At 66.2% G+C, this 24,456-nt stretch carries 17 protein-coding genes and 2 pseudogenes; 4 read left to right on the top strand and 15 right to left on the bottom strand.

Features of this window, described 5'->3' with window-relative positions:
• Positions 1–25: 25 nt before the first annotated feature.
• From QCE83_RS22705 to QCE83_RS22695, 3 genes are all read right to left on the bottom strand, one after another.
• Positions 26–1,285 (bottom strand): ABC transporter permease subunit, encoded by a 1,260-nt coding sequence (locus tag QCE83_RS22705; RefSeq protein ID WP_309816464.1) that lies wholly within the window; start codon positions 1,283–1,285, stop codon positions 26–28.
• Positions 1,286–1,302: 17 nt separating this feature from the next.
• Positions 1,303–2,106, bottom strand: a complete 804-nt coding sequence (locus QCE83_RS22700) for an ATP-binding cassette domain-containing protein (protein WP_309816461.1) — start codon at positions 2,104–2,106, stop codon at positions 1,303–1,305.
• A gap of 69 nt (positions 2,107–2,175) precedes the next feature.
• Positions 2,176–3,228: a sugar ABC transporter substrate-binding protein gene (locus QCE83_RS22695; RefSeq protein ID WP_309816458.1), complete on the bottom strand. Its 1,053-nt coding sequence runs from the start codon at positions 3,226–3,228 to the stop codon at positions 2,176–2,178.
• 349 nt (positions 3,229–3,577) lie between these two features.
• Here QCE83_RS22695 and QCE83_RS22690 point away from each other — a divergent pair, with 349 nt between their 5' ends.
• Positions 3,578–5,260 (top strand): FAD-dependent oxidoreductase, encoded by a 1,683-nt coding sequence (locus QCE83_RS22690; RefSeq protein WP_309816456.1) that lies wholly within the window; start codon positions 3,578–3,580, stop codon positions 5,258–5,260.
• Between the two features lie 16 nt (positions 5,261–5,276).
• On the opposite strand, the gene QCE83_RS22685 is transcribed toward QCE83_RS22690, so the two are convergent.
• The 3 genes from QCE83_RS22685 to QCE83_RS22675 all read right to left on the bottom strand — a co-directional run bounded on the left by QCE83_RS22685 (position 5,277) and on the right by QCE83_RS22675 (position 7,252).
• On the bottom strand, positions 5,277–5,924 hold the full coding sequence (locus tag QCE83_RS22685) for a hypothetical protein (protein ID WP_309816453.1): 648 nt from the start codon (positions 5,922–5,924) through the stop codon (positions 5,277–5,279).
• Positions 5,925–6,174: 250 nt separating this feature from the next.
• Positions 6,175–7,083 (bottom strand): amidohydrolase family protein, encoded by a 909-nt coding sequence (locus tag QCE83_RS22680; RefSeq protein WP_309816450.1) that lies wholly within the window; start codon positions 7,081–7,083, stop codon positions 6,175–6,177.
• A 22-nt stretch (positions 7,084–7,105) separates the two neighbouring features.
• A complete protein-coding gene (locus QCE83_RS22675) occupies positions 7,106–7,252 on the bottom strand; it encodes a hypothetical protein (RefSeq protein WP_309816447.1) in 147 nt (48 codons plus the stop codon).
• A gap of 241 nt (positions 7,253–7,493) precedes the next feature.
• On the opposite strand from QCE83_RS22675, the gene QCE83_RS22670 reads away from it, so the two are divergent.
• The 3 genes from QCE83_RS22670 to QCE83_RS22660 all read left to right on the top strand — a co-directional run bounded on the left by QCE83_RS22670 (position 7,494) and on the right by QCE83_RS22660 (position 9,408).
• A complete protein-coding gene (locus tag QCE83_RS22670; protein WP_309816444.1) occupies positions 7,494–7,667 on the top strand; it encodes a hypothetical protein in 174 nt (57 codons plus the stop codon).
• 184 nt (positions 7,668–7,851) lie between these two features.
• The gene (locus QCE83_RS22665) at positions 7,852–8,604 is read left to right on the top strand and encodes an SDR family oxidoreductase (protein WP_309816442.1); all 753 of its coding nucleotides are present in this window, start codon (positions 7,852–7,854) and stop codon (positions 8,602–8,604) included.
• Positions 8,605–8,697: 93 nt separating this feature from the next.
• Positions 8,698–9,408 (top strand): SDR family oxidoreductase, encoded by a 711-nt coding sequence (locus QCE83_RS22660; protein ID WP_309816440.1) that lies wholly within the window; start codon positions 8,698–8,700, stop codon positions 9,406–9,408.
• A gap of 39 nt (positions 9,409–9,447) precedes the next feature.
• Here QCE83_RS22660 and recD read toward each other — a convergent pair whose 3' ends face one another.
• From recD to QCE83_RS22620, 9 genes and pseudogenes are all read right to left on the bottom strand, one after another.
• Complete coding sequence (gene recD, locus QCE83_RS22655) at positions 9,448–11,601, bottom strand: exodeoxyribonuclease V subunit alpha (protein ID WP_309816438.1); 2,154 nt, start codon at positions 11,599–11,601, stop codon at positions 9,448–9,450.
• A complete protein-coding gene (gene recB, locus QCE83_RS22650; protein WP_309816435.1) occupies positions 11,598–15,419 on the bottom strand; it encodes an exodeoxyribonuclease V subunit beta in 3,822 nt (1,273 codons plus the stop codon). Before recB ends, recD begins: the two co-directional genes overlap by 4 nt.
• Entirely contained in the window at positions 15,416–18,976 is a 3,561-nt protein-coding gene (recC, locus tag QCE83_RS22645) for an exodeoxyribonuclease V subunit gamma (RefSeq protein WP_309816432.1), read from the bottom strand. The genes recB and recC overlap by 4 nt, the downstream gene beginning before the upstream one ends.
• 351 nt (positions 18,977–19,327) lie before the next feature.
• On the bottom strand, positions 19,328–20,266 hold the full coding sequence (locus tag QCE83_RS22640) for a metallophosphoesterase (protein WP_309816430.1): 939 nt from the start codon (positions 20,264–20,266) through the stop codon (positions 19,328–19,330).
• 69 nt (positions 20,267–20,335) lie between these two features.
• Complete coding sequence (locus tag QCE83_RS22635) at positions 20,336–21,361, bottom strand: phosphotransferase (protein WP_309816426.1); 1,026 nt, start codon at positions 21,359–21,361, stop codon at positions 20,336–20,338.
• A 77-nt stretch (positions 21,362–21,438) separates the two neighbouring features.
• Positions 21,439–21,564, bottom strand: a pseudogene (locus QCE83_RS35155) (acetyl-CoA C-acyltransferase); the annotation flags it as partial.
• A pseudogene (locus tag QCE83_RS22630) lies at positions 21,507–22,565 on the bottom strand (phosphotransferase); the annotation flags it as partial. The pseudogenes QCE83_RS22630 and QCE83_RS35155, both read right to left, overlap by 58 nt.
• Complete coding sequence (locus tag QCE83_RS22625) at positions 22,558–23,751, bottom strand: acyl-CoA dehydrogenase family protein (RefSeq protein WP_309816420.1); 1,194 nt, start codon at positions 23,749–23,751, stop codon at positions 22,558–22,560. The pseudogene QCE83_RS22630 and the gene QCE83_RS22625, both read right to left, overlap by 8 nt.
• Positions 23,745–24,440, bottom strand: a complete 696-nt coding sequence (locus QCE83_RS22620; protein WP_309816417.1) for an SDR family oxidoreductase — start codon at positions 24,438–24,440, stop codon at positions 23,745–23,747. The genes QCE83_RS22625 and QCE83_RS22620 overlap by 7 nt, the downstream gene beginning before the upstream one ends.
• Between the last annotated feature and the right edge of the window lie 16 nt (positions 24,441–24,456).

The raw sequence follows: 24,456 nt of genomic DNA, 5'->3' as shown, positions 1-24,456 counted from the left end.
GCCTTTCGTGAGGTTTGAAATGAAGTCAGGCGCGTCCGTGCGATACCCGCGACTGCCGCGCCAGCGAATCGACGATCACCGCAATGGCAAGCACCGCGCCGGTAATCATGAAGCGCAGCGATGAGGAGAGATTCAGCAGCGTGAGGCCGCTTGCAATCGACTGGATCACGATCATGCCCAGCACCGCCGAATACGCGCTGCCGCGACCGCCGAACAGACTCGTCCCGCCGATCACCGCCGCCGCGATGGCGTTCAGGTTGACATCGCCGGTGCCGGCCTGCGTGCTCGCCGACGCGAGGCGCGCGGCCGTCAGCACGCCGCCGAGCGCGGCTAGCGTCGCGCACAGCACGAAGGCGCTGGTGTAGATGGCCCGCACGTTGATGCCCGCGCGCCGCGCGGCTTCGCGATTGCCGCCGACGGCGTTCATCGACCGGCCCCAGCGCGTGCGGCGCAGCGCGTAGTCCAGTGCGACCGCGAGACCCACGAACAGACCGAACATCAGCGGCACGCCGCGTCCGGTGTTGAGATAAGCCACGACGATTTCCAGCAGCACGGTGATCACGATGCTCCGGATCAGCAACGAGGTGCTCGAAGCCGCCGACAGGTTAGAGGCCCGCCGCCGTGCGCTCGTGCGCCATCCGGCGATCAGCAGCGCCGCGCCGGGCAGCAGCGCGATGACATAGGAAACGGCAGCGGGAATGATCATCAGTTGCCCGAGGTTGACCATCACCGAGTCGTACGGCAGGTTGATCGAGCCTGACGGACCGAGCACGTAGAGCTGCAAGCCCAGGAGCGTGAGCAGACCCGCGAGCGTCGCGACGAAACTCGGCATGCCGAAGCGGTTGAGCAGCACCGCATACAGCACGCCCACGGCCGCACCCGCGATCGCCGCCACGACGATCGCCGCCAGCGCGGGCCAGCCCTGGTTGACCCACAGCACGCCTACCAGCGCGGAGGCGAAGCCGCTCATCGAGCCGACCGAAAGATCGATCTGTCCGACCAGCAGCACGCAGACAATCCCGAGCGAGATCACGCCGATGGTCGAGCAGTCGAACAACAGGTTGACCAGATTGTTGGCCGACAGGAACACCGGATTCAGGCTCGTGAACACGGTCCAGATGAGGATCAGGCCCACGACCACCGGCAAGGATCCGAGATCGCCGGAACGCACGCGGTCGAAGAAGGCGGAGATGACATCGCCCGCGCTCGCGGCGTGCTTCACGCGCACGTCGCTGCGGTCGAGCGGCGCGCCGGCCGGGCGCGTTTCGGTAGATTTGTCGCTCATCTCGATGGCTCCTGGCTTCAGGCGTTGGGCGCAGCCTGACGACGCTCCGCGCGGCGCGACACGGCGTTCTCGGTGGCGCCGGTGATGGCCGCGACCAGCGACTGATTCGACGAATCCGGATAGAACACGCCGTTATTGCGCCCGAGCCGCAGCACGACGATCCGGTCCGCCACGGCGCGCACGTCTTCCATGTTGTGGCTGATCATGATCACGGCGTGACCGCGGTCGCGCACCCGTTCGATCAGGTTAAGCACCTCGGCGGTCTGCGCGACGCCGAGCGCGGCCGTGGGTTCGTCGAGCATGATGAGTTTCGGGTCGAGCAGCAGCGAACGCGCGATCGCCACGGTCTGCCGCTGGCCGCCCGACAGCGACGCCACCACGTCGCGCACGCTCGGAATGCGCGCCGACAGTTCGTTCAGCAGCGTCCACGCGCGCACTTCCATCGCGACTTCGTCGAGACGCATCGGGGCGAGTTCGCGGCCCAGGAAAATGTTCGCGACGACATCCAGGTTCTCGCACAGCGCGAGGTCCTGGAACACGGTCGCGATGCCCAGGTCGAGCGCCGCGCCGGGATCGGCGAGCGTCACTTCGCGGCCGCCGAAGGTGATCGTGCCGCTGCTCGGCTGATGCACGCCGGCGAGAATCTTGACGAGCGTCGACTTGCCCGCGCCGTTGTCCCCGACCAGCGCGACGACTTCGCCCGCGTGCACGTCGAGCTCGATATCCGTCAGCGCCGACACCGCGCCGAAATGTTTGGAGATGCCGCGCAAGCTCAGCACGAGCTCGCCGGTCCGCGCTCCCGCAGTCGGTTGGTCGCTCATTTGGACAGGCCTCGGATCGGAAGAAGGCGGATGCCGCAGACACGGCATCCGTGCAGCCACTGCGCCGGATCAGTTGATGCCGAGCTTCTTGCAGCCTTCCGCATAGCGGTCGGTGCAGAGGTTCTTCGCGCTTTCGATGCCCTTGTCCACGACCTCCGCTTTCAGGTTCTTCTGCGTGATGACCGTCGGCTGGAAGAGTTGCGACGGCGTGTTGAAGAGCGTCGTCTGCGCCTTGGGCTTCTGTCCGTCGAGCAGCCCGACCGCGACGCGCGCCGCCGCTGCCGCGACGATCTCGCTCGGCTTGAGAATCGTGTTGTACTGCTCGCCCGCGATGATCAGTTGCAGACCCGCGATAGTGGCGTCGTTGCCCGTCACCGGCGGCACGGGATTGACGCCCGCGGCCTTCAACGCCGCGATGGCGGCGCCGCCGGTGCCGTCGTTGGCGGCGACCACGCCGACAATCTGCCCGGAGAAGCGGTTGATCTGCCCGCCGACCCATTGCTGCGCCTTCGGCGGGGCCCAGTCCGGCGTGTCGTACTCGGCGAGCGTCTTGTAGCCGCTGCCCGCGAGACCTTCATGACTGCCCTTCTTGATGAGGCCCGCGGCGGCATCGGTCGGCGAACCGTTCACCTGGAGCACGCCGCCCTTGCCCGGCGCGACGCCGCTTGCCTTCAGATGCTCGACCAGCGATTGCGCCACGGCCCGGCCGATCTGCTGGTTGTCGAACGAGACGTAGTAGTCGGCGGGCGTCGATGGAATCGGCCGGTCATAGGCGATCACCTTGACGCCCTGGCTCTGCGCCAGATGCACGAGCGACGCGGCGGCGGCCGAATCGACCGGATCGAGCACGATCACTTTCGCGCCTTGCGAAATCGCCGAGTTGAATTGCTGCTGCTGTTGCGATGCGTCGCCGTTGGCGTTCTGGTACAGCACCTTGCAGTTCGGACAGAGCTTGCCCATCTCCGCCTTGAAGCCGGGAAAGTCGTGCTGCTCGTAGCGCGTCGAGCCCTGATCGGGCATCAGGAATGCAACGGTGCCGCTCGTTGCTGCAGTGGCGGCGCCGCTCGACAAGGCGAGCGCAAACGTGGCCGCGCTCAATAGCGTCCGGGATTGGCTAGTCATCATGTCTCCGTTATTCGATCTTGTGATCTTGGTATGGACAACGCAGGCTCGATCCGTCCGCGTCGAAACGACATTAAATCAATTGATTTAACTAAGTCAACGAGATGTTGGCGGACAAGGGCAAACCCCGAGTTCGTCGCAAGATAAAGCACGGGCGTCCGCGTCGTGCTGCTTGCAAAGCCATACGAAGGCATGCTCCGGCAAGACCTTCAGCCAATTGCGCATGAGCCGGCCAAGGGCGATCAATGGTGCTCCTGTCGTGCGCACATGGCTCGCCTATGATGGAAATCGCAGCCGAGCTGTGGAGCGCCCGACGGCCGGTTCGGACCCTCGATGGAGCATCACCCGCATGAGCGATTTCTTCGGCGCACCCGAGTCGGACGAAGCCAGCGTGCGCGAGCATCCGCGACATCAACAGATGTTCCCCGTCCTGACGGAGCGCGATATCGAACGGCTGCGCCGTTTTGGCGAACCCTGCCGGCACGCGCGCGGCACCCTGCTCTATAGCGCCGGCAGCCTGTGTCCCGGCGTCTTCGTGCTGCTCGCCGGCACGGTGCGCATCGTCAGCCGCGATGCGCTCGGACACGAGCGCGTCCTCTGTACCTACACGCAGCGCGGCGAATTCACGTCCGACGTGACCCAGTTGTCGAGCAAGCCGGCGGTCGTGGATGCCCATGTTCTCGAAGACGTCGACGCGCTGCTGCTGCGCCCCGATGCGCTCCAGGCCGTCATGATCAGCGAAGCCGATCTCGGCGAGACGATCATGCGCGCGCTGATCCTGCGCCGCGTGCTCGTGTTCGAACGCGGTCAGGGCGTGGTGCTGGTGGGATCGTCGAACGATGCGCGCCTGCTCGACCTGCAGACCTTCCTGCGCCGCAACGTGTTTCCGCATACCGCCCTCGATGCCGAAGGCAATGCCGAAGCGCTCGCACTGCTCGAACGCCTCGCCCCCAAGCCCGACGACTTTCCCCTGATCCTGTGTCCGGACGGCGCCATTCTGCGCAACCCCGACGCGGGGCAACTGGCGTCCTGTCTCGGGCTCATTCCCGAATTCGACCCGGCGCATGTCTATGACGTGGCGATCGTCGGCTCGGGACCGGCCGGGCTGGCGACGGCGGTGTATGCGGCGTCGGAAGGTTTGTCGGTGGCGGCGCTCGATTGCCGCGCGCCCGGCGGTCAGGCAGGCAGCAGTTCGCGCATCGAGAACTATCTGGGCTTTCCGACCGGCATCACCGGTCATGCGCTCGCCGGACGCGCCTTCGTCCAGGCGCAGAAGTTCGGCGCGCATATCGGCATTCCTTGCGAAGCGACGGCCTTGCACTGCGGCGGCGCGTTGCCCTGCGTCGAATTGACGGATGGCCGGCGCATCACGGCACGGACGATCGTGATTGCAACCGGCGCGGAATATCGCCGTCCGGATATCCAGGGACTCGCGCGCTTCGAGGGCAACGGCGTGTATTACTGGGCGACGCCCATCGAAGCCCGGCTATGCCGCAAGGAACCCGTCGTGCTGGTCGGCGGCGGCAACTCGGCGGGACAGGCCGTGGTGTTCCTGGCGTCGCATGCCGAACACGTGCATCTGTGCATCCGGGGCGCGAGCTTGCGGCGCAGCATGTCGCATTACTTGATCGAGCGGATCATGTCGCTGTCCAACGTGACGCTGTATGTCCGTACCGATCTGACCGCGCTCGAAGGCGATGCCCGGCTCGAACGCGTTCACTACCGGCGTGAAGACGGGGCGGCCGATAGTGTCGCGACGCATCATCTGTTCGTCTTCATCGGCGCGCAGCCTAACGGCAGATGGCTCGCGACATGCGGCGTCGCGCTGGACAGCAAAGGCTTCGTCCTGACCGGCCCGCAGGTGCCGCAGCCTCAGCCGGAAGCCGGCGCGATGTCCCTGCAGACGAGCGTGGCGCGCGTGTTCGCCATCGGCGATGTGCGGTCGGGATCGATCAAGCGTGTCGCATCGGCGGTCGGCGAAGGCGCGGCGGTGGTCGCACAGATCCATGCTTGCCTGGCCGAGACAGGCTAGACGCTTCCCGCCCCGCTCAACCCCGCAGATTGCTCTCGCAGTCTTCCCAGTAACGCAGCGGATCATGGTGATCCGGATAGTGGGCATCGAGCCACGCGGTGAGCTTCGGCCAGTCCGGATGACGGGTTCCGGTCTGTGCAGACCAGTTCGACGAGCGCTCGACGATGCGCCCGTTCTCGCGATCGCGAACCAGCACGCTGCCGAGTCCGTTCGAGCCATGCGACTGTGATTCGACGAGATAACGCGGCAGCAGCCGAAACTCGGCATCCTTGGCCCAGCCGTACACCGCGCGAACGCGGCCGCCGGCATCCCGCAGTTCGATGGCGCCAGTCTTCGGGCGAACCGCTTCCCAGCCTTCCGGGAATTCCGCGACGATCTCGTCCTTGCCTTCCCGGACCCACTTCACGTGCAATGCCCGTGTCATCGCTTCGCGCATCAGTGCCGCCGACGCATAGCCTTTTGGCAGATCCATGCCGACCGGAAGCGTAATCAGGTTGTCCTTCCACAGCGCGGCCTCGTCGTCCTCGACGCGCTTCACGACGTCCGACGTCGCGGGACCGAACGGATTCTCCGGGCGACTCGACACCTTGGTCTTCGACGGCGCCAGCCCTTCGAAAAGCCGCTCGGCATCCATACGGGTCAACTTGGTCTTTGACTTGTTCATTGCTGCATGACTCCAGTGTCACTTCTGCTCGACCTGCATGGGCTGCTTCATGGCGAAGCCATCGGGTCGTGTCGGGATGTTCAGGGATGGACGGTGCGGTCACGCCTGTCGTGCAGTACGCGCGGAAGGACGCGGCGTGAACGGCAACAGGGTATGGCTGGAAAGCTTTCGGAATACAGCAACGATCGTAACATGAGCCCGCCTGCCGGCCGGCGGCCGGCATCGCGAGCAGTCATCGTCGATGCGGCGCTCAGGATGGATTGAACCAGTCGTTCGCGACGCCGTAGAAAAGTGCATCGCGCTCATCGGCGGAATACGTTTCGACGAAGCCCGCATAACGCGCGTACAGCTCTGCATAGCCGGTCGACAGTCCTGCAATCGGCATATGGCTGCCGAACATGCATCGCGACACGCCGATCGTGTCCAGCGTGGCACGCACCCACGGCTCCGCCTGGTCCGCTGTCCACCGCATGCCGAAGATGCATTCGAGCGCCGAGATGCTTACGCGGATGTTGTCGCAGCGTGCCAGTTCGGCGAGGTCGTTGCGCCAGCGCGTGAAACCGTCGTTGGACAGGTCGAGCGGCCAGCCCATCACGGCCACCGTAAAACCGATATGCGGATAGGCGTTGATGACAGCCGTCAACGCAGGCAGCTGGTGCGCGAATATCTCCAGACCGCACTTGAGTGAGCGCCCTTCGAGCAGACCCAGCTGCTTGCGCCACGCCGGATATTCAAGCAGATCGGGCCGCTTGGCGAAACGCTTGAGCGGATTCGACGGATCCCAGATGAGATGCTCGCGCACGGCAGTCAGCTTCGGCAACTCTTGATACTGATCGAGTTTGCGTTCAAGTTCCGGATCGAGAAAATCGACGATGGCGACAAGCGCATGCCGTACGCCGGAATCGTTCGCACGTTCCTGTGCCCAGGACGCTTCCTGCCACGGATCGTCGGACAGGAACTCATGCCAGACCACGCCTTCGACGCGATGATCGCGCGTATCCGCGAGAGAGTCCGCCACCAGATAGCGACGCGGCAGCGCATCGCAGTGGCCGCCGAAGGCTTCATAGCCCGGATCCACGCGCTCCAGGAATGCGTGACGATTGTGTCCCGAGTCGTAGAAGTGGACATGTGCGTCGACGATCCTCGATGGCGTGCTCATGAACCTCTCCGATAAGGGTGTTTCATGCCCGCTGGGCCGCACGCTGTTGCTGCTGCGGATACCATCCGGTGAACTTGATCGCCGCGTACAGCGCCGCAATCGTAATGACAATGCCGACCGAGTGCGGCACCGACGTCATGTACGCCATCAGCACATCGGCCGCGACCATCACCGCGAATGCGACCGCCCAGGCGAAGGATATCGCGTAAATCGGGCGCGGCTACATCCGCTTCGCGCTGAAGCAGCCGGATCTTTTCAGGCTGATGTCGCGCAACGAGTTGCTCGATCAGTCGAACGAGGCGCTGCTTCAGGCCAGACGCATGTCGATTCGCGCGCTGGCAGGCACGCTGGGTCCGGCGAATGTGCCGGAATAGCCGATACAGCGCATCGACACGGCGCGGGCCATCGAGATGACGGCCGGCTGGGCCTATGTGCACGGGCTGGCGATGCTGCTCATCGATGAACGCCTCAACAGCATCGCGCAGATCACCGACGATATCGAAGACGCAGCCGCGCTGGTGGCAGCCGTTCTCGAACGCATGCGGCTGTCTCCCGCAGACGAGCCGCGTGGACCCGCTGGCTAGTTGCTACTGAAGCCCTGGACAGAAGCGCCGGAATGGACTAGTCAGATCACCCATTCTTGGCACTTTATGGTGGAACAAGATTCTTCCACAATGCTTTACACGATGTCCTGGCGCGACCGGCTGTGCGCAAGTCGCAGCCTCCCCAGACATCGCGTAATCATTCTTATGTTCGGGAGAATCTGCCATGAAGATCGTCGTATTGGGTGGTTCCGGCCTGATCGGATCGCGTGTCGTCGCACGGCTCGGCGAGGTCGGCCATGAAGCGCTCGCCGCATCGCCACGCAGCGGTGTCAACGCGATCACCGGCGAAGGACTGGATCACGCCTTTGCCGGCGCGGATGCCGTCGTCGATGTCACGAACGCGCCTTCGTGGGAACCGCAGGCGGTACTCGACTTTTTCCGCACGTCGGCCCGCAATGTCGGCCGCGCCGAAGCCGCGGCGGGCGTCCGTCATCACGTTGCGCTTTCCATCGTCGGGTGCGACCGCACGCCGGAGAATGCCTACTTCGTCGCCAAGGTCGAGCAGGAAAAGCTGATCGCGGCCGCGGGCGTGCCGTACTCCATCGTTCGGGCGACGCAGTTCATGGAGTTCATCGGCGGCATCGCCGATTTCAGCATGGTCGATGGAACGGTGCGCATCGGCGAAGGCCTGTTCCAGCCGATCGCCGCCGATGACGTCGCCGACAACCTCGCTCAGGTCGCGCTCGGTGCGCCGGTGAACGGCATCGTCGACATCGCGGGTCCTGACCGGAAGCTTTTCGCGGAGATCATCGCGCGCTATCTGCAAGCGCAGGGCGACACGCGCCCGGTCGTGACGGATCGCGATGCCCTCTACTATGGCGGCCGTGTCGACGAGCAGTCGCTCGTGCCGCTCGGCCAGGCGCGGATCGGCCGCATCAGTCTCGAGCAATGGCTCGCGCAGGCGGGCAAGCGCTGAGTTCTAAAGCCCGCATCAACGCGGCGGAATGGCTTCGATCGAAAGCTTCCATCATTCCGCCGTCAAGCCACACACTCTTTTCCTGGGTCAAGCATGAACACGTCACACAAGGTGGTCGTCGTCACCGGCGCATCGCAAGGCATTGGCGCTGCAGTCGTCAAGGCATTCCGTCAACTCGATTACCGCATCGTCGCGACCTCGCGATCCATCAGGCCGTCGGACGACGAGAACATCCTGAGCGTCGCCGGCGATATCGGCGACTCGGCAACGGCCCGCCGCGTCATTTCGGAAGGCATGGCCCGCTTCGGCAGAATCGATACGCTCGTGAACAATGCTGGCATCTACCTCGGCAAGCCGTTCACCGAACACACCGCCGAAGACTACGCGGCCGTGATGAACGTGAACATGGCGGGCTTCTTTCATATCACGCAGCTTGCGATCGCCGAAATGGAAAAGCAGGCGAGCGGCCATGTGGTGACCGTGACGACCAGCATCGATCATGCGGCGATGAGCGGCATCTATTCGGTGCTGGCCGCGCTGACGAAAGGCGGCCTGAACGCCGCGACGAAATCCCTGGCGATCGAATATGCGCGTAAGGGCATCCGGGTCAATGCGGTGGCGCCCGGCATCATCAAGACGCCGATGCATGCGGCGGAGAATCACGAGGCATTGGGGGCGTTTCATCCGCTCGGGCGCATGGGCGAGACGAGCGATATCGCGAACGCCATTCTCTATCTCGATTCGGCGCCGTTCGTCACGGGGGAGATCCTGCATGTGGATGGCGGGCAGAGCGCGGGGAGGTAGTTCGTCCCTTGCCCGATGACCGTCCCGCCGATGCCGGAATCACCGCGCGTCGAACGCCGCAGACAAACCGCTCGCGCGCTGCACGCTCGCCCGCACCGCCTGCTCGACCAGCGCCATGCCGCCCGCGCTGGCAATCGTCAGGAACCTGCGCGCGCGCGTGATGCCGGTATAGACGAGTTCGCGCGTCAGCACCGGGCTGATCCGCTCGGGCAGCACCAGCGCGGCGTGCGTGAACTCGGAACCCTGCGACTTGTGCACCGTGAGCGCGAACACGGTCTCGACGGCCTGCAGCCGGCTCGGCAGCACCCAATGAATGCGCGACGAGCCATCGCCGGCCGCGAACGCGACGCGCAGCATCGGCTTGCCGTCGCGGTCCGGCCGCGCGAGCGTAATGCCGATGTCGCCGTTCATGAGTCCCAGTTCGTAGTCGTTGCGGGTGACGAGCACCGGCCGTCCCGCATACCACTCGGCGCCCGCGTGAATCAGCTGCTCGTCCTGCAACAGCCGCGCAATGCGCCGGTTCAAGCCCTCGACACCCCACGGCCCGCGCCGCAGCGCGCTCAGCAACTGGAACTCGCCATGCGCGCGCAGTACGGCATGCGCCCAGGCGTCGAAGGCGTCGTCATCGGCGTTTGACGCGGGCTTGTGGTCGTGCATCGTCTGCAGATAGTGCCGATAGCCGTGGCGCACGGGCGTCTCGGCAAAGAGGTCGCCGGTCACGCCCGTCGCGGCCACCGCGCCTTCCACAGCCAGCGCCTTCAGCACCGCATCGCCGCGCTCGGGACAGTCCACGTACGCGATGTCCTCATGGCCCTTCGCGAGAATCTTCGCGAGGTCGCCGCCCTTGCCTTCGTTGACCGCATGCGCGAGCTTGCCGATCCCGCTCGTCGACGAAAAGCGGTGGCTCTTGCGCAGCATCGCGATGCCCTGATCCAGCGCGCCGCCCGCCGGATCGATGTAATGCGCGGCGACGCGTTCGCCGCTTGCCGCTTCGAGCCAGGCCTGCGTGGCCGGCGTGTAATGCGCGCGCGCGGCCCGGCTGCACAACTCGCCCAGCACCGCGCCCGCCTCGACCGACGCGAGCTGGTCCTTGTCGCCCAGCAGCACGATGCGCGCGCCGCGCGGCAAGGCGGCAAGCACCGCGTTCATCATCTCCAGATCGACCATTGATGCTTCGTCGATCACCAGCACGTCGAGCGACAGCGGACGGCCCGCGTGATGGCGAAAGCGCCGCGAGTCCGGCACCGTGCCGAGCAGCCGGTGCAGCGTGGTCACGTCGACGGGAATCGCCGCGCGGATCGCCTCGCCTTGGGGAAAGGCGTCGAGCGGCAGTTTCGCCACCGCGCCCGCAATCGACTCGTTCAGCCGCGCCGCCGCCTTGCCGGTCGGCGCGGCGAGGCGGATGCGCAACGCGCGCGGGGAGGCGGCGCGCGCCAGCGCCTGGGCCTGCAACAGCGCCAGCAGCTTGACGACGGTCGTCGTCTTGCCGGTGCCCGGCCCGCCCGTCACGATGGCGAACGCGCTCTTCGCGGCCAGCGCGCAGGCCAGCTTCTGCCAGTCGGCTTCGGCTTCGTCGCCGGATGCCGTGGGGGCGGTGGGAAAGAGCGCATCGAGCGCATGCCGCAGCGCGGGCATGTCGAACGTGTCCTGCACCGTGTCGTCAGCCGCGATGCGTTCATGGATCGCCCGGCACACATCCTGTTCGTATCGCCAGTAGCGACGCAGATACAGCCGCTCGTCCGAGAGCACGAGCGGCGTGTCGCCCGGGCCGTCGCTCAGCAAGGCGGGATGAGCCAGCGCCGTCTGCCAGCGTTCGAGCGTCACGCCCTTGAGCACGCTGGACGGCAGCAGGTGCGCGTCGTCGTCGTCCTCAGCGCCGGAGTGGCCGCGGGCAGGCGCGCCATCCGGCGGCAGGGACAACGCGAAAGTGGGATCGGAGAGCGTCGCGGACAAGTCGAGACACGCGTGCCCGCGCCCGAGCTGATGGCTGGCGAACGCCGCCGCCAGGATCAGCAGGCCGGAGGCGTCGTCGGCCTCGCGCGCGAGAAACTGGGCGAAGGCGGCATCGACTTCACGCAGCCAGCCGCGCTGCACCCATTGCGTGAGCAGCTGGATCGCGTCATGGGCGCTGTCGAGCGCGCGGCGTGCATCGAAGGGAACGGCGGCCGCAGCCGGAAAGAACTGCGTGCTCATTGTGTCTCCAGTCTGGCGGCAAGGGCATGTTGCTCGCCCATGAACAAGGCATCGAGCCGTTCGATCAGCTCGCGTGGCGGACGCTCCGCGCACACGCCCTGCGACGGCGCATTCAATCCGCGCACGAACAGGTAGACCGCGCCGCCCATGTGCACGTCGTAGTCGTAGTCCGGCAGGCGCGCCTTCAGCAGACGATGCAGCGCGAGCAGATACAGCACCATTTGCAGGTCATAGCGCGAGCGCAGCATCTGCGTGCGAATGCGCTCGACGGTGTACTGGGCGTCATCCGCGCCGAGCCAGTTCGATTTGTAGTCCGCCACGTAATAGCGTCCGTCGTCCTCGAACACCAGATCCATGAAGCCCTTCAGCATGCCGTTGAGCTGGGTCTGTTCCAGCGCGGGACGCTCGGCGCCGCCGAAGGTATGCGCGCACACGAGCCGGTCGAGCTCGATGGTGTCGACACGCTCGGCCGCGAACCAGAACTCCATCTCGCCGATGGCCGTCTTCAGGCCGGCCAGCGTGAACGACGCCGGCCGCATGCCGTAGTCCGGCTTCAATACGAAAGGCGTCGTGATGATCTGCTGCATCCACGCATTGAGCGGATCGATCCAGCGTTCCCAGCCGCGCACGCTGCAACGCCGGGCGATGACTTCGCGCAGTTCGTCCGGATCGTTCGCGGTCTGCTCGAAGCCCCGTTCGGCGGCCCATTCGAGCAGGTCGTGCAGGAAGCTGCCCTGCTGCGAGCCGCGCGGGAAATCGTGCAAGGCGGCGGCGGTATCGCTGGACGGCGCCGGCATGCGCGGCGCGGCGATGTCGGGCGCGGTGTCCTCTGCGCCGCTCGCCGCGTCCTCGCCATCGCTTTGCGCGTCGCGGATCTCGTTGAACACGTCCTGCCGGCGCGTTTCCGGCTCGACCGTATGCACGCCGCCCACCGTCTTCAGGCTCGAATAGCTGGCGATCCACCACGCTTCGCGCACCACGCGCGCCGAGACGCGCGCCGCGCCGCGCTGCTGCTCCGTTCCATCCGCCTGGAACCGTTCGACGCCGGCTTCGGGGGCGGGCAGCAATGCGACGTCGTCCGACGCCCCGAAGCCCTCCTGCAACGCTGCGCCCAGACGCGCCGGCCCGAGCGCATGGCGCCCGTTCAGCAGATAGCCGATCGCGCTGCGCTCCAGCGCCTTGAGCGGCCCGATGCCGAGCCACGTCGCGTAACGCGCCCGCGTCAACGCGACATAGAGCTTGCGCAGGTCTTCGCCGAGGCGCTCGTCGTCGGCGCGTCCGAGCATCTCGCCGGCACCGTCGATGGCGACGTGCAGCGCGCCGTCGTCATCGTGCCATTTGATCAGGGTGTCGCCGGCATCGACCTGACGGTAGGCGCAGATGAACGGCAGGAACACGAGCGGATATTCCAGCCCCTTCGACTTGTGGATGGTCACCACCTTGACCAGATCGCCGTCGCTTTCCAGGCGGATCTGGCGCGCATCGCCACCCGCGCCGTCGCCGGCGGCTTCGCGCTCTTCGTGCAGATGCCGGATCAGACCCTGCTCGCCTTCGATCAGCACGCTGGCCTGCTGCAACAGTTCCGCCAGATGCAGCAGGTCGGTGAGCACGCGCTCGCCGTCGGCGTCCGGGCGCGGAGCGTTTGCATCGAGTCCGAGCAGCCGCGCCGGCACGTGGAAGTCGTTCAGGAACGTGCGCAGCATCGGCAGGATGCCCTTCGTGCGCCAGTATTCGCGATAGCCGCGAAATTGCAGCATGCACGCTTCCCAGCGCGCTTCGTCGCGGAACAGGGCATCGAGGTCTGCGTACGACAGGCCGAGCGTCGTGGTGGCGAGCGCATTGCGCACGAGCCGGCCATCTTCCGGTTCGGCGCACGCCGCCAGCCAGTGCGCCACCTCGCCCGCCTGTTCGCTCGCGTACACCGAATCCTTGTCGGACAGATACACCGAGCGCACGCCGCGCGCGCCCAGTTCCGCGCGGATCTTGCGCGCTTCATCGCGGTTGTTGACGAGCACGGCCATGTCGGCGGGACGCAGCGCGCGCCGTCCCGCTGCGCCTTCGAAGCCCGCTGCGCCTTCAAAGCCCGCCGCGCCGCGCCGGCCGAGTTCGAGCAGCCGCACCATGTCGGTGGCGCACGCCGCCGCCATGCGCTCGAGGTAGGCGCCCTTGGCAAGCGGTTCATCGGCGGTTTCGGCGCTGCCGGGTCCGATCGACCACAGCGTCAGCGCGCGCGGCGTCTCGCCTTCCACGACGAAACGGTCCTTGCGGCCCTGCGCGGCCACGCTCACGAACGGCACCGGATTCGCCCCGCCGCGCCGGAACAGGAACGCGCCCGTGCCGTCCTCGCGCGTCTCCGCCAGGTTGAAGCAGTGGTTCACGGCGGCCACCATCGCGTGCGTCGAGCGGAAGTTCTTCGCCAGCGTAAACAGCCGCGTCCCGCAGGAGCGCCGCGCCGCCAGGTAAGTGAAGATGTCGGCCCCGCGAAACGCATAGATGGCCTGCTTCGGGTCGCCGATCATGATGAGCGCCGTGCGGCTGCCGTCGCCGTCGGCTTCCTCGCGATACACCGCGTCGAAGATGCGGTACTGCACCGGGTCCGTGTCCTGGAACTCGTCGATCAGCGCGACCGGAAACTGCCGGCGGATAACTTCCGCGAGGCGCGCGCCGTTCGGCCCCTGCAACGCCGCGTCGAGCCGTTCGAGCAGATCGTCGAAACCCATCTGCGCGCGGCTCGCCTGCTCGTCGCCGAAGCGCTGCGCCACCCAGCGCGCCGCATGCGCGAGGATCGTGCCGCGGCATGCCTTGATCGCGTCGAGCCGGGGCATGAGCGTCGCGAGCGCATCGAATGCTTCGTGCGCAAGCGGCGTCGCGCCCGGCGCGCAGTGCTCTTCGAGTTCACCGGGCGACAGCCGGCTGATCGCCGTCTTCGTCAGCTTCGGCTCGTGCAGTTCGGGATCGTTCGCCCAGTCGGTCAGCGCCTGAAACCATTTGCGGCAGGTGGCCGGTGCGTACTTTTTCTTGTCGTAGCGTCCTTCCTTGTGCGCCTGGTCGAGCAGGTCCGACATCTCCGCGGGCCACGTTTTCCACGGCTCCTTGAGCGCCGCCAGCAGTTGCGGGCGCGCGGCAAGTTCCTCGGCGGGCGTCTTCGCGTCGGGCAGCAGCGCGCTCACGTCGAGCAGGTTGCGCAGCGCCTTTTGCAGCGCCTCGGGTCCCGCTGCCCAGATCGTGACGGCGGCTGCGTCGTCAGCATTGAGCGGCGCCATGAAGGTGCGCCAGTAATCGCGCACCACTTCGGCGAGCAGGTCGCTCTGATCTGTTTCGAGCGTCTGTTCGAACAGGCTGTCGCTGTCGAACGCATGCTCGCGCAGCATGCGATTGCACCAGCCGTGAATGGTCGACACCGCGGCCTCGTCCATCCATTCGGCAGCGAGCGCGAGACGTCGTGCGCACGCGGACCACAGCGCCGGATCGTATTGCTCGCGCAGTTCGTGCAGCAGATCGTCGGCGACGGCGTCCGGCTCATCCTGGAAGTAGCGCGCCGCTTCGGTCAGGCGCGCGCGGATACGGTCGCGCAGTTCCTTCGTGGCCGCGTCCGTGAAGGTGACGACGAGAATCTCCGGCGGCGTGAGCGGACGCGACGGCCCGTCTCCGTACGCGGCTTCGGGATCGTGGCCGAGCACGAGCCGCACATAAAGCATCGCGATGGTGAAGGTCTTGCCCGTGCCGGCGCTCGCCTCGATGAGACTGCGCCCCGTCAACGGAAAGCGCAGCGGTTCGAGCGGTTGCGGCAGGTGGGACGGTTCGAGCGGGTCGGTCATGCTTCGGCTCCTGCGGCGGCATCGGCGGCATCGGTGGCGGCGGGATTGCTGGCGAGCGCGGCGAGCATCGGTTCGAGCATGCGCTTCGCATACGCCATGAATTCGCCGCTCGCGACGAGCGCGTCGTAGTCGGGATAGGCGCGCCGCAGCGACGCGCTCTCCTCCACTTCGCCGAACTTGAACGGCGGACTGCCTTCGTACGTGGAGCGCGCCTTGCCGTGCGCCGCCGCCTCGCCCTTGCCGCTTTCGAACAGCCACTTGAGCGCCGTATCCAGCGCGAATGGCAAGGGCCGGGTCATGCCCTCTTCCCACAGCCGCATCAGATCGCCCAGATGCGTGCGCGCGTCCTCCTGCGCGACCGGCGCCATCTCGACCGAGCCCTTCTTGCTCACCACCACCGTCGTCACGGCGCTGTCCAGATTCGCAGCCAGATGCTCGACCCACTGTCCGAGCAGCTTCGCATAGCGATACTGGCGCTTGTCATCGACGAGCGCGCTGCTCGACAGCAGCAGACGCGCGACCCGGCCTGTTTCGTCGGTGCGCCAGTGACCGAGCCAGTCCGCCAGTTCGAGCGTGTTCCGCGCGACGCCCGCCGTCTCGAAGCGCACCTCGCGATCGCGCTCGATCACGACCGGCCAGCGTTCGAGCTGCGCGCGCCATGCTTCGAAGAGCGCGTCCATCGGTTCGAGCAGCTTGCCGCTCACGTGATCGCCGAAACCGCCGCTCGCCAGATCGCCACGTCTCCGGATGGCCGCCATGACCATCTCGCGGGTCTGGGCGAGCGCTTCGTCGGTCAGCGGACCGGCGGCCTGCGCCTGGATCAGCTCGTTCTGCAAGGACCATTGCGCGAGATGATCGAGTTCGAACGGCTCTTCGTCGGCGCTGGCGGCTTCTTCGTCGTCGAGCGATACGCGCAGGCGCTGTCGGAAGAAACTCTTCACCGGATCCTTGGCGAACTCGGAAAGCTCGCGCAGCGACAGCGGCTCTTCGCGCTCGGGCAGCTCGAGCGGCGCGTCATCGGCTGAACGGGCATCGGCGGCAGGCGTCTTGCGCCATTCGCCGGCATAGGTGAAGAGACGCGCGTCCTCGTCGTGGAAGTAGGCCGCGCTGAACGGCTGCAAGCGATGCTCCACGGTGATGGCTTCGAGCAGATTGGACTCGTCGAAGGACGTCCAGCCCTGCGCCAGGTGATCCCGCAATTGCCCGATCAGCACCGACGGCGGCCGCTCGGTGTTGTCGTTGATGCTGCGCCCGACCCACGACACATGCAGGTGATCCCGCGCCGACAGCACCGCTTCCAGCAGCAGGTAGCGATCATCCTCGCGCCGCGAACGATCGCCCGGACGATAGTGGCCGCGCATCATATCGAAGTCCATCGGCACGCGGGTGCGCGGATAGTCGCCGTCGTTCATGCCGAGCAGGCAGACGCGGCGGAACGGGATCGCGCGCATCGGCATGAGCGTCGCGAAGGTCACCGCGCCGCCGAAGAAGCGCTGCGACAGTTCGTTCTGGTCGAGCTGCGACAGCCAGTGATCCGCAACCACCGAAAGAGGCAGCGCGTCTTCCAGCTGCGCCTCCGTGCAGGCGTCGAGCCAGCCTTGCAGCACGCTGTCGAGATGCGCGAAGGTATAGGCGTCGTCGGCCTCCTCCGAGAAGAAGAAGGTCTCGCGCAGGCCGCGCAAACGCACGGCCCACTCGGCGGGCGTCGCCGGCGTGCCGAGCGTGGTCCATGCGTGATCGAGCGCGTCGAGCAGGCGCGCGAGCGGGCCGAGCAACGCGGCATCGAGGCCGCCGACTTCGCCGAACGGCTCGATCCCCTGCCACGCCGCCGCATCGCTGCCGACCGCGTAGCCGAGCAGCATGCGCCGCAGGCCGAACGCCCAGGTATGCAGCGCGTCGGCTTCGGCTTCCTTCGGCAAGCCGAGACTCGCGCGCTGCTTCGCGTGCAGCCCCCAGCGCACGTTCGCGCCGCGCACCCAGGCGCGCAGGCGCGGCAGGTCGGCGGTCGTGATGCCGAAACGGCGGCGCAGCGCGGGAACATCGAGCAGATCGAGCAGATCGCTGACCGTGAAGCGCGAGCGCGGCAGATCGAGCAGCGTTTCCAGCGCGCCGATCAACGGGTCGGCCGCGCGCTGGCCGCGGTCGGCGACCGTGAACGGAATATGGCGCGGATCGCCGCGCTCCAGCAGACCGAACACGGCCTGGATATGCGGCGCATAGCTCTCGATGTCCGGCACCATCACGATGATGTCGCGCGGGCGCAGGGTTTCATCGGCGTTGAAGGCGGCGAGCAACTGGTCGTGGAGGATCTCCACCTCGCGCTGCGCGCCATGGGCGATGTGAAAGCGGATCGAATCGTCGAATTCCGGATCGACGGGCGGCCAGGTCTCGCGCGTTTCGCTGAGCGGACGCAGGTCGCGGATGTCGTCCTGCAACTGCTCCAGCATCGTTTCGGCTTCGCGTTCCTCGAACAGGTCGATCCGCTCGCCGATGTTGGTGAACTGCGCGCGATAGCTCTCGCGGGCTTCGGCGCTATCGAACTCGTCGAGCAGGCCGATGAAGTCGCGCCCCTGCTTGCCCCAGGACGCGAGCAGCGGATGCGCATGCAGATGCAGTTCGTCCGCGTTCAGTTCGGCGGGCGCGCCGGCACGCCGCGTCTGGCGCGAGTGCTCGGCGCGCAGCAGGTCCTTGTCGGGAACGATGTCGGCCCAGTAGTGCGCGCACGGATTCGGCACGCACAACAGCACCTGGCTCCAACGCGACAGCGCCGCGAGCGCCTCCAGCGACTGGCGCGGCAGGCTCGAAATACCGAACACGACGATACGGCGCGGCAAGCCCGCGGGGCGTATGTCGTGAGGCAAGCTGGCGGCGGCGGCCATGAATGCTTCGTGAACGGCGGCGCGCCCGCCCGTCGATGAGATATCGCCGCTTCCGGCGCCCGGCGACTGCGCCACGTCGTCCAGCAACGCGCGCCACAACGCGGCTTGCCAGCGCTGCTCGTCGGGCAGCGGCTCGGGTTCGCCGCGCGCACTGATCGCCACGTCCTCGCCGCGTGCCCATGCCGCGAGCCAGTCGGCGCGATACATCTGATACTGCTCGAACAGATCCGCGAGACGCATGGCGAGCTGGTAGCGCTTGCGGAGATCGTCGTCCTCGCTGATGAAGCGCCTGAGCGGCTCGAAGCCGGGCTGGCCGGCAAGCGCCGGCACCACGCGGATCAGGCGCCAAGCAAGGCGCGTGCGGTCGAAGGGCGACACTTCCGCGACCTGCTCCGCGCCCAGCACCGCGCGGTACGCCTTCCAGATGAAACGCGACGGCAACACGATGTCGAGCGCCGCCGCAATCCCGCAGCCACCCTCGCCGGTCGCGGCACGCGCGGGCGCGGCGAGCGCGAGCTTGAGCCACTGCGCGATCCCGTTGCTTTGCACGAGGATGGTTTCGTTTTCGAGCGGCGCGAGCGGATAGCGCTTCATCCACTCGACCAGCAAGTCGCGCAGACGCTCGGAACGGTTGCCATGGACGAGCATCAGTCCGGGAGACAGGGAATTCGGGTTCAAGCAGACTCCGTATTGAGTGCGGCGGTAGCAGGCGGACGGCATCGGCTGTGGAGCTGTCGGCGGGGATCAATTTTAGCGAATGTGCGGAGGCTTCGATTCGCGTGGGCAGCGCTTCAAGCGGAACGCGGCAGCTTGTCCAGCAACACCTCGACGATGTCGCGCGTGTCGAGGTTGTTATCGATCGAAGCCCAGTGTAATGGCCGACTCGGACACTTTGTGTCCGAAACGTGGACCCATTGGCTGTGGGGGACGCGCCCACCGACTTTCCTTCAGGTGAAGACGCGCGGACGTTCTGGTCGAACGGAATCAGGGTCGGGAGGCATGATTGACGCGCTCTCCTCCGTAATCCACTCAACCCTCCCCGGTCAACACGAAGTTCGCCGACGACAGCGCATCCTCCCCGCTCCACCGATACGCGACCAGCGGGCCGCCTTTCCCCGCGCTGTAGTCGACACACGCCACCTTCGACGATAAAACCTCGGGACGGCCCGTCATCCAGTAGTGCCCGATGAACACCGGTTTGTCGCCGGCATAGCCGATTGCGGCTGTCGGCGGAATGTCGGCATCGGGCAATTGCGCCTTGTCCTCGGGCGGCACGAGCGCAGCGTCGCGATACGTGACGGCATGCGGATCCCACCAGCGCGTGCGCGCTTCATGCCGCGTGATGCCCGACTTGTCCTTGAACCCACAACCAGGCGGAAGCTTCACCTCGATGCCCTTCAGCACGGTCTCGACCTGCCGGTATTCCTTCGAACCCCTGCGGCTCGCCTTGACCATCATGGTCTCGTCGAGCAGACGGCCAGGCTTCAGCTGCGGTTCGAGTTCCGCCATGAAGTCCGGATGCCAGCACGCATGCACTACGCGACACTCGGGCAGATCGAGCCAGAGCGGCAGTGTCATGAACCAGTCGATCACGTCCGCGTGCACGTGCGGCGTGTCCTCGACCTCGGCCAGAAAAGCGGCGTGCTGATGACGATTCCTCGCGCCCAGCGCTCCATGCCGGGTACGCAGATACGCTTCGTCTTGCGCGGGGTCGCGCATGAACCACGCAATGGCATTGAATTCATGGTTGCCCATGACCGCTAGCGCACTGCCTGCGTCCGTCATCGCGCGGACGATCCGGAGCGTGTCCATCTGATGCGGACCCCGGTCGATGAAGTCGCCGACGAAGATCGCCGTTCGTTCCGGATGACGCATTGCGCCATGGCGCTCGACATAGCCCAGGCGTTGCGGAAGCACGCGAAGCTTGTCGGCTTGCCCGTGGATGTCTCCGATGATGTCGAAATTCATTCTTGTCGATGGTCCTTGATTGCCCTGCGTGCCACGTCTTTCCGCACATTGTTCCACGGCACGCATCCTTCACGGCGTCTCCATCCCGCTCCACGACTCCAGCTTGCCGGCCTGTTTCCGCAGCCATTCCAGCGGCAGCGCCGCCGAGCCCCATTCGTCGCTGCGGCTTGCATATTCGCCCAGGAACCAGAAATGCCGCGCGCAGACGAACCGTGCAATCGCCGCGTAATCGTTCGGAGACACCGGCGACACCGCGCGATAACCCTCGACGAAACACGTCCATCGTGCGTGCTGCTCTTCGCTGAGCGCCGCTTCCTCCCTGTGCAGCAACATGGCCCAGAGATAGACCGCAAGGTCATAGGCGAGATAACCCGGGCCTCCGTCGTCGAAATCGAAGAACGAGCCGACGCGCCGGCCATCCGGAGCGCTCGTCATGAACGTGTTGCCGCCATGACAGTCGCCGTGGCAGACCACCCTGGTCAGTTGCGGCGCCGCCTCGATCTTCGCGATCAGGTCCGCGGCAATCTTTCGCAGGCGTTCCGCGAGCGCCTTGTCCGTCGATTCGTGATCCAGCAGCCGCTGCAACGGCCGCATGACGAGATGCCCGAGATCCAGCACATACTGACTCGGCGGACCGCCATAGTCTCCCGCCAGACGATGCAGCGTCGCGAGGCTGGCCGCCATCGCCTTCGTGTCCTGCAGGTCGACACCGGGAAATTGACCTTCCAGATACTCGAACACGACGAGCGATCGCTGGCCTTCCACCGCCGCGACTTCGATGCTCAGCGCCCCCGTATTCGTGCCAAGCGGCGCTGCTACATCGCCGCCGGCTTGCTTCAGGTGCCGAAGCAGCGCGGTTTCATAAGCGACGTTCGACGCCCCTCTCGCCCGGCGCGAACTCAGTCGGGCAACCTTCTTGTGGCCATCGGCGAAGCGCAGCAGATATACATCATTGAAACCGCGCCTCAGCAGGCGGCAGGTGAACGGCGCATCGAAGGGATAGGCCGATGCAATGAAGCCGCCCAGCGCGTCGCCGTCTATCGTCGAATACGCGGCACTGAGCGGCCTGGACGTTCGCAACTCGAGATCTGTCATGCAGTCGCTCCCCGGTCTGGACTGATCGAGCATTGTGCAGGCATTGGCTTTCAAGGAGCCATCGGGGAACGCGACGTTCAGATGCGCTCGAACACCGCCGCGATTCCCTGGCCACCGCCGATGCACGTCGTCACGAGCGCATACCGCCCGCCCGCTGCGCCTCGCTCCAGGCAAGCTGCGCCACGCGTGCGAACCGGTCGCCCATAGCGCGCGCGTCCTCGCTGACCGCCGTCCCTCGGGCGACGCGCGCGCGGATGCCATGCAGGATCGCCGCAAAGCGAAACATGTTGAAGACGACGTAGTAGTCGAAGTCCGCGATGGCTTCGCGCCCGGTGCGGCGGCAGTAGGCCTGCACGTAGGCCGCTTCGTCGGGCAGGCCGAGTTGCGCGAAATCGAGCCCGCCGATGCCGCCCAGGATATCGGTCGGCAGGCGGTACATCATCGCGTGATAGGCGAAGTCGGCGAGCGGATCGCCGAGCGTCGAGAGTTCCCAATCGAGCACGACAATCACGCGCGGCTCGACGGCATCGAAGATCAGGTTGTCCACGCGGAAATCGCCGTGCGTCAACGCGGTTTCATCGCGCGCGGGCAGATTCGCTTCGAGCCACGCGATGACGTGGTCCATGTCCGCATTGCGTCCGGCGGCTTCGTCGCTGAGATACTGACGCGACCAGCGCTCCACCTGCCGCGCCACGTAACGTCCCGGCTTGCCGTAGTCGCCGAGACCGAGCGCCGCATAGTCGAGCCGGTGCAGATCGGCGAGCGTCGCGTTCATCGCATCGAGGTAACGGAACCGTTCCGCCTGCGGCACGTTCGAAAAGCCCGATTCCCAGAAGATCCTGCCGCGCACCCGCTCCATCACGAAGAACGCGCTGCCCAGCACCTGCGGATCTTCGCAGACGCCGAACACCTTCGGCACGGGAAACCCAGCCGCGCCGACCGCCGCGATCACGCGCGCTTCCCGCTCCACCGCATGAGCGCCCTTCAGCAGCGGACCGGGCGGCTTGCGGCGCAGCACATACTCGCGGTCTGGCGTGCGCAGCTGATACGTCGGATTCGATTGTCCGCCCTTGAACTGCTCGACCTGCATCGGTCCGGCGAAACCTTCGACGTGCTCCTGCATCCATCGGCCGAGTGCCGCTTCATCGAAGCGATGCGCGTCGCGTACCGGCCCGGTCCCTGCGAAATTCGCCGCGTCAGACACGATAGCTTCCTCCCAGCGCGGCCCGCTTGATCTTCTTGGCCAGCGACCACTTGTGCACTTCGGTCGGACCGTCATAGATGCGGAACGCGCGGACCTCGCGGAACAACTGTTCCACGATCGAATCGCGCGAGACACCCGACCCGCCCATCACCTGCACGCAGCGGTCCGCCACCCTGAACAGCGCGTCCGATACGGCGACCTTGGTCATCGAGCTTTCGGTGGTGCCGAGATCGCCTTGATCGAGCACGCCCGCGCACCAGTCGATCATCAGCGCGGCCTGTTGCAGGTCGATCGCGTTGTCGGCCAGCATGAAGCCGACGCCTTCGTGATCGATCAGCCGCTTGCCGAACGCATGGCGCTTGCTTGCATAGTCCACCGCGATCTCCTGCGCGCGCACCGCGAGTCCGAGCCAGCGCATGCAATGCGACAGACGCGCCGGCGACAAACGGATCTGCGCGTATTCGAAGCCGCCGTGAACCTCGCCCAGCACCGCGTCCGAAGCCACGCGCAAGCCGCGAATGGCCACGCGCGCATGGCCGCCCGGCATCGAACTGTCGATCGTATCCAGCACCCGCACGATCTCGATGCCCGGATCGGGCAGCGCCACGAGGAACATGGTGGCGCGCGGTTTGTCGCCGTCGTCGGTGCGCGCCATGACGATGCCCACTTTCGCCCCGACCGCCCCGGTGATGAAGGTCTTGTCGCCGTCGATGATCCACGCGTCGCCGTCGCGCCGCGCCGTGGTCCTGAGCATGCCCGGGTCCGAACCCGCGCCGCCGTCTTCGGCGGGTTCCGTCATGAAGAACGCCGAGCGCGCCTCGCCTGCGACGAGCTGGTCGAGGAAACGCGTCTTCTGCGCGGGCGTGGCCACTTTGCCGAGCAGGTACATGTTGCCTTCGTCGGGCGCCATCGTATTGACGGCCACCGGTCCGAGCGGCGATAGCCCTGAACGCTTGAGCACGGCGGCGGTTTCGAGTTGCGACAGATGCGCGCCGTCGGACAGGATGTGCGGCGTCAGCACGCCGGCTTCGCGTGCGAGCGCCCGCAGTTCCGCGACCAGTTCCGCCGAAGGGCCATGTGGCCCGAGGCGGTCATCGCGTTCATACGGAATCACGCGTTCACGAACGAACGCTTCGACGCGGTCCGCGATCTCGCGGCTGCGTGCAGTGGGAGTAGCGGTCAGCATGGGTCGATGGAGTGAGTTAGAGACTGCTGGTCAAGTGGCCGTCGAGGTCGTCGAGTTGCCCCAAGGCGGCGTTGCGGAATGCGGCGGATCAATGCTTCGCCGGCGGGTGTGCGCCAGAACGCCTGATTCAGTCGCGTCTCGATGTAGCCCGGCGCGATCGCATTCACGCGGATGCCATGGCGCGCCCATTCGAGCGCAAGCGACTGCGTCAGCTGAACCACGCCCGCCTTCGACACCGCATACGACAGCACATTGCCCGCCTGTCTGAGCCCGAGAATCGACGCCACGTTGATGACGGATCCCGCGCGGGCCTTCAGCGCGGGCATCAACGCCTGGGCGACGAAGAACATCGCCTGCAGGTTGGTATCGACAACGGTATCCCAATCGGCCTCGCTCTGCTCGACGGCGGGTTTGTCGATCACCACGCCGGCGTTGTTCACGAGCACGTCCAGAGCGCCGATCGACTCGGCCATCTGCTGGCGCGAAGTTGCATCGTTGACGTCGATCTGGATGAAGGACGCTTGGCCGCTTGCTTTCTTCAAGCGCTCGACTCGGTCCGCCAAGACGCCGCCGCGCCGCCCGGCGAGAAACACGTCGGCGCCTCTCTCGTCTTGGATCAACGGCTGCTTTGTGCCGCCTGAGCGATGGCGTGAACAGGCGCTCGTCGCCCGGTCGACTTCTGATCTCATCCTTCATGCACCACCA

This window comes from Caballeronia sp. LZ034LL (assembly GCF_031451215.1).
Taxonomy (GTDB): domain Bacteria; phylum Pseudomonadota; class Gammaproteobacteria; order Burkholderiales; family Burkholderiaceae; genus Caballeronia.
The sequence above is the reverse complement of the archived record's forward strand: the minus strand, read 5'-3'. Positions and strand labels throughout refer to the sequence as shown.

What these genes read in the sequence shown, in the direction of transcription:
- QCE83_RS22705 (WP_309816464.1), bottom strand. Translation starts at nt 1,285, where the DNA reads ATGAGCGACAAATCTACCGAAACGCGCCCGGCCGGCGCGCCGCTCGAC.
- QCE83_RS22700 (WP_309816461.1), bottom strand. Translation starts at nt 2,106, where the DNA reads ATGAGCGACCAACCGACTGCGGGAGCGCGGACCGGCGAGCTCGTGCTG.
- QCE83_RS22695 (WP_309816458.1), bottom strand. Translation starts at nt 3,228, where the DNA reads ATGACTAGCCAATCCCGGACGCTATTGAGCGCGGCCACGTTTGCGCTC.
- QCE83_RS22690 (WP_309816456.1), top strand. Translation starts at nt 3,578, where the DNA reads ATGAGCGATTTCTTCGGCGCACCCGAGTCGGACGAAGCCAGCGTGCGC.
- QCE83_RS22685 (WP_309816453.1), bottom strand. Translation starts at nt 5,924, where the DNA reads ATGAACAAGTCAAAGACCAAGTTGACCCGTATGGATGCCGAGCGGCTT.
- QCE83_RS22680 (WP_309816450.1), bottom strand. Translation starts at nt 7,083, where the DNA reads ATGAGCACGCCATCGAGGATCGTCGACGCACATGTCCACTTCTACGAC.
- QCE83_RS22675 (WP_309816447.1), bottom strand. Translation starts at nt 7,252, where the DNA reads ATGGTCGCGGCCGATGTGCTGATGGCGTACATGACGTCGGTGCCGCAC.
- QCE83_RS22670 (WP_309816444.1), top strand. Translation starts at nt 7,494, where the DNA reads ATGACGGCCGGCTGGGCCTATGTGCACGGGCTGGCGATGCTGCTCATC.
- QCE83_RS22665 (WP_309816442.1), top strand. Translation starts at nt 7,852, where the DNA reads ATGAAGATCGTCGTATTGGGTGGTTCCGGCCTGATCGGATCGCGTGTC.
- QCE83_RS22660 (WP_309816440.1), top strand. Translation starts at nt 8,698, where the DNA reads ATGAACACGTCACACAAGGTGGTCGTCGTCACCGGCGCATCGCAAGGC.
- recD (WP_309816438.1), bottom strand. Translation starts at nt 11,601, where the DNA reads ATGAGCACGCAGTTCTTTCCGGCTGCGGCCGCCGTTCCCTTCGATGCA.
- recB (WP_309816435.1), bottom strand. Translation starts at nt 15,419, where the DNA reads ATGACCGACCCGCTCGAACCGTCCCACCTGCCGCAACCGCTCGAACCG.
- QCE83_RS22640 (WP_309816430.1), bottom strand. Translation starts at nt 20,266, where the DNA reads ATGAATTTCGACATCATCGGAGACATCCACGGGCAAGCCGACAAGCTT.
- QCE83_RS22635 (WP_309816426.1), bottom strand. Translation starts at nt 21,361, where the DNA reads ATGACAGATCTCGAGTTGCGAACGTCCAGGCCGCTCAGTGCCGCGTAT.
- QCE83_RS22625 (WP_309816420.1), bottom strand. Translation starts at nt 23,751, where the DNA reads ATGCTGACCGCTACTCCCACTGCACGCAGCCGCGAGATCGCGGACCGC.
- QCE83_RS22620 (WP_309816417.1), bottom strand. Translation starts at nt 24,440, where the DNA reads ATGAGATCAGAAGTCGACCGGGCGACGAGCGCCTGTTCACGCCATCGC.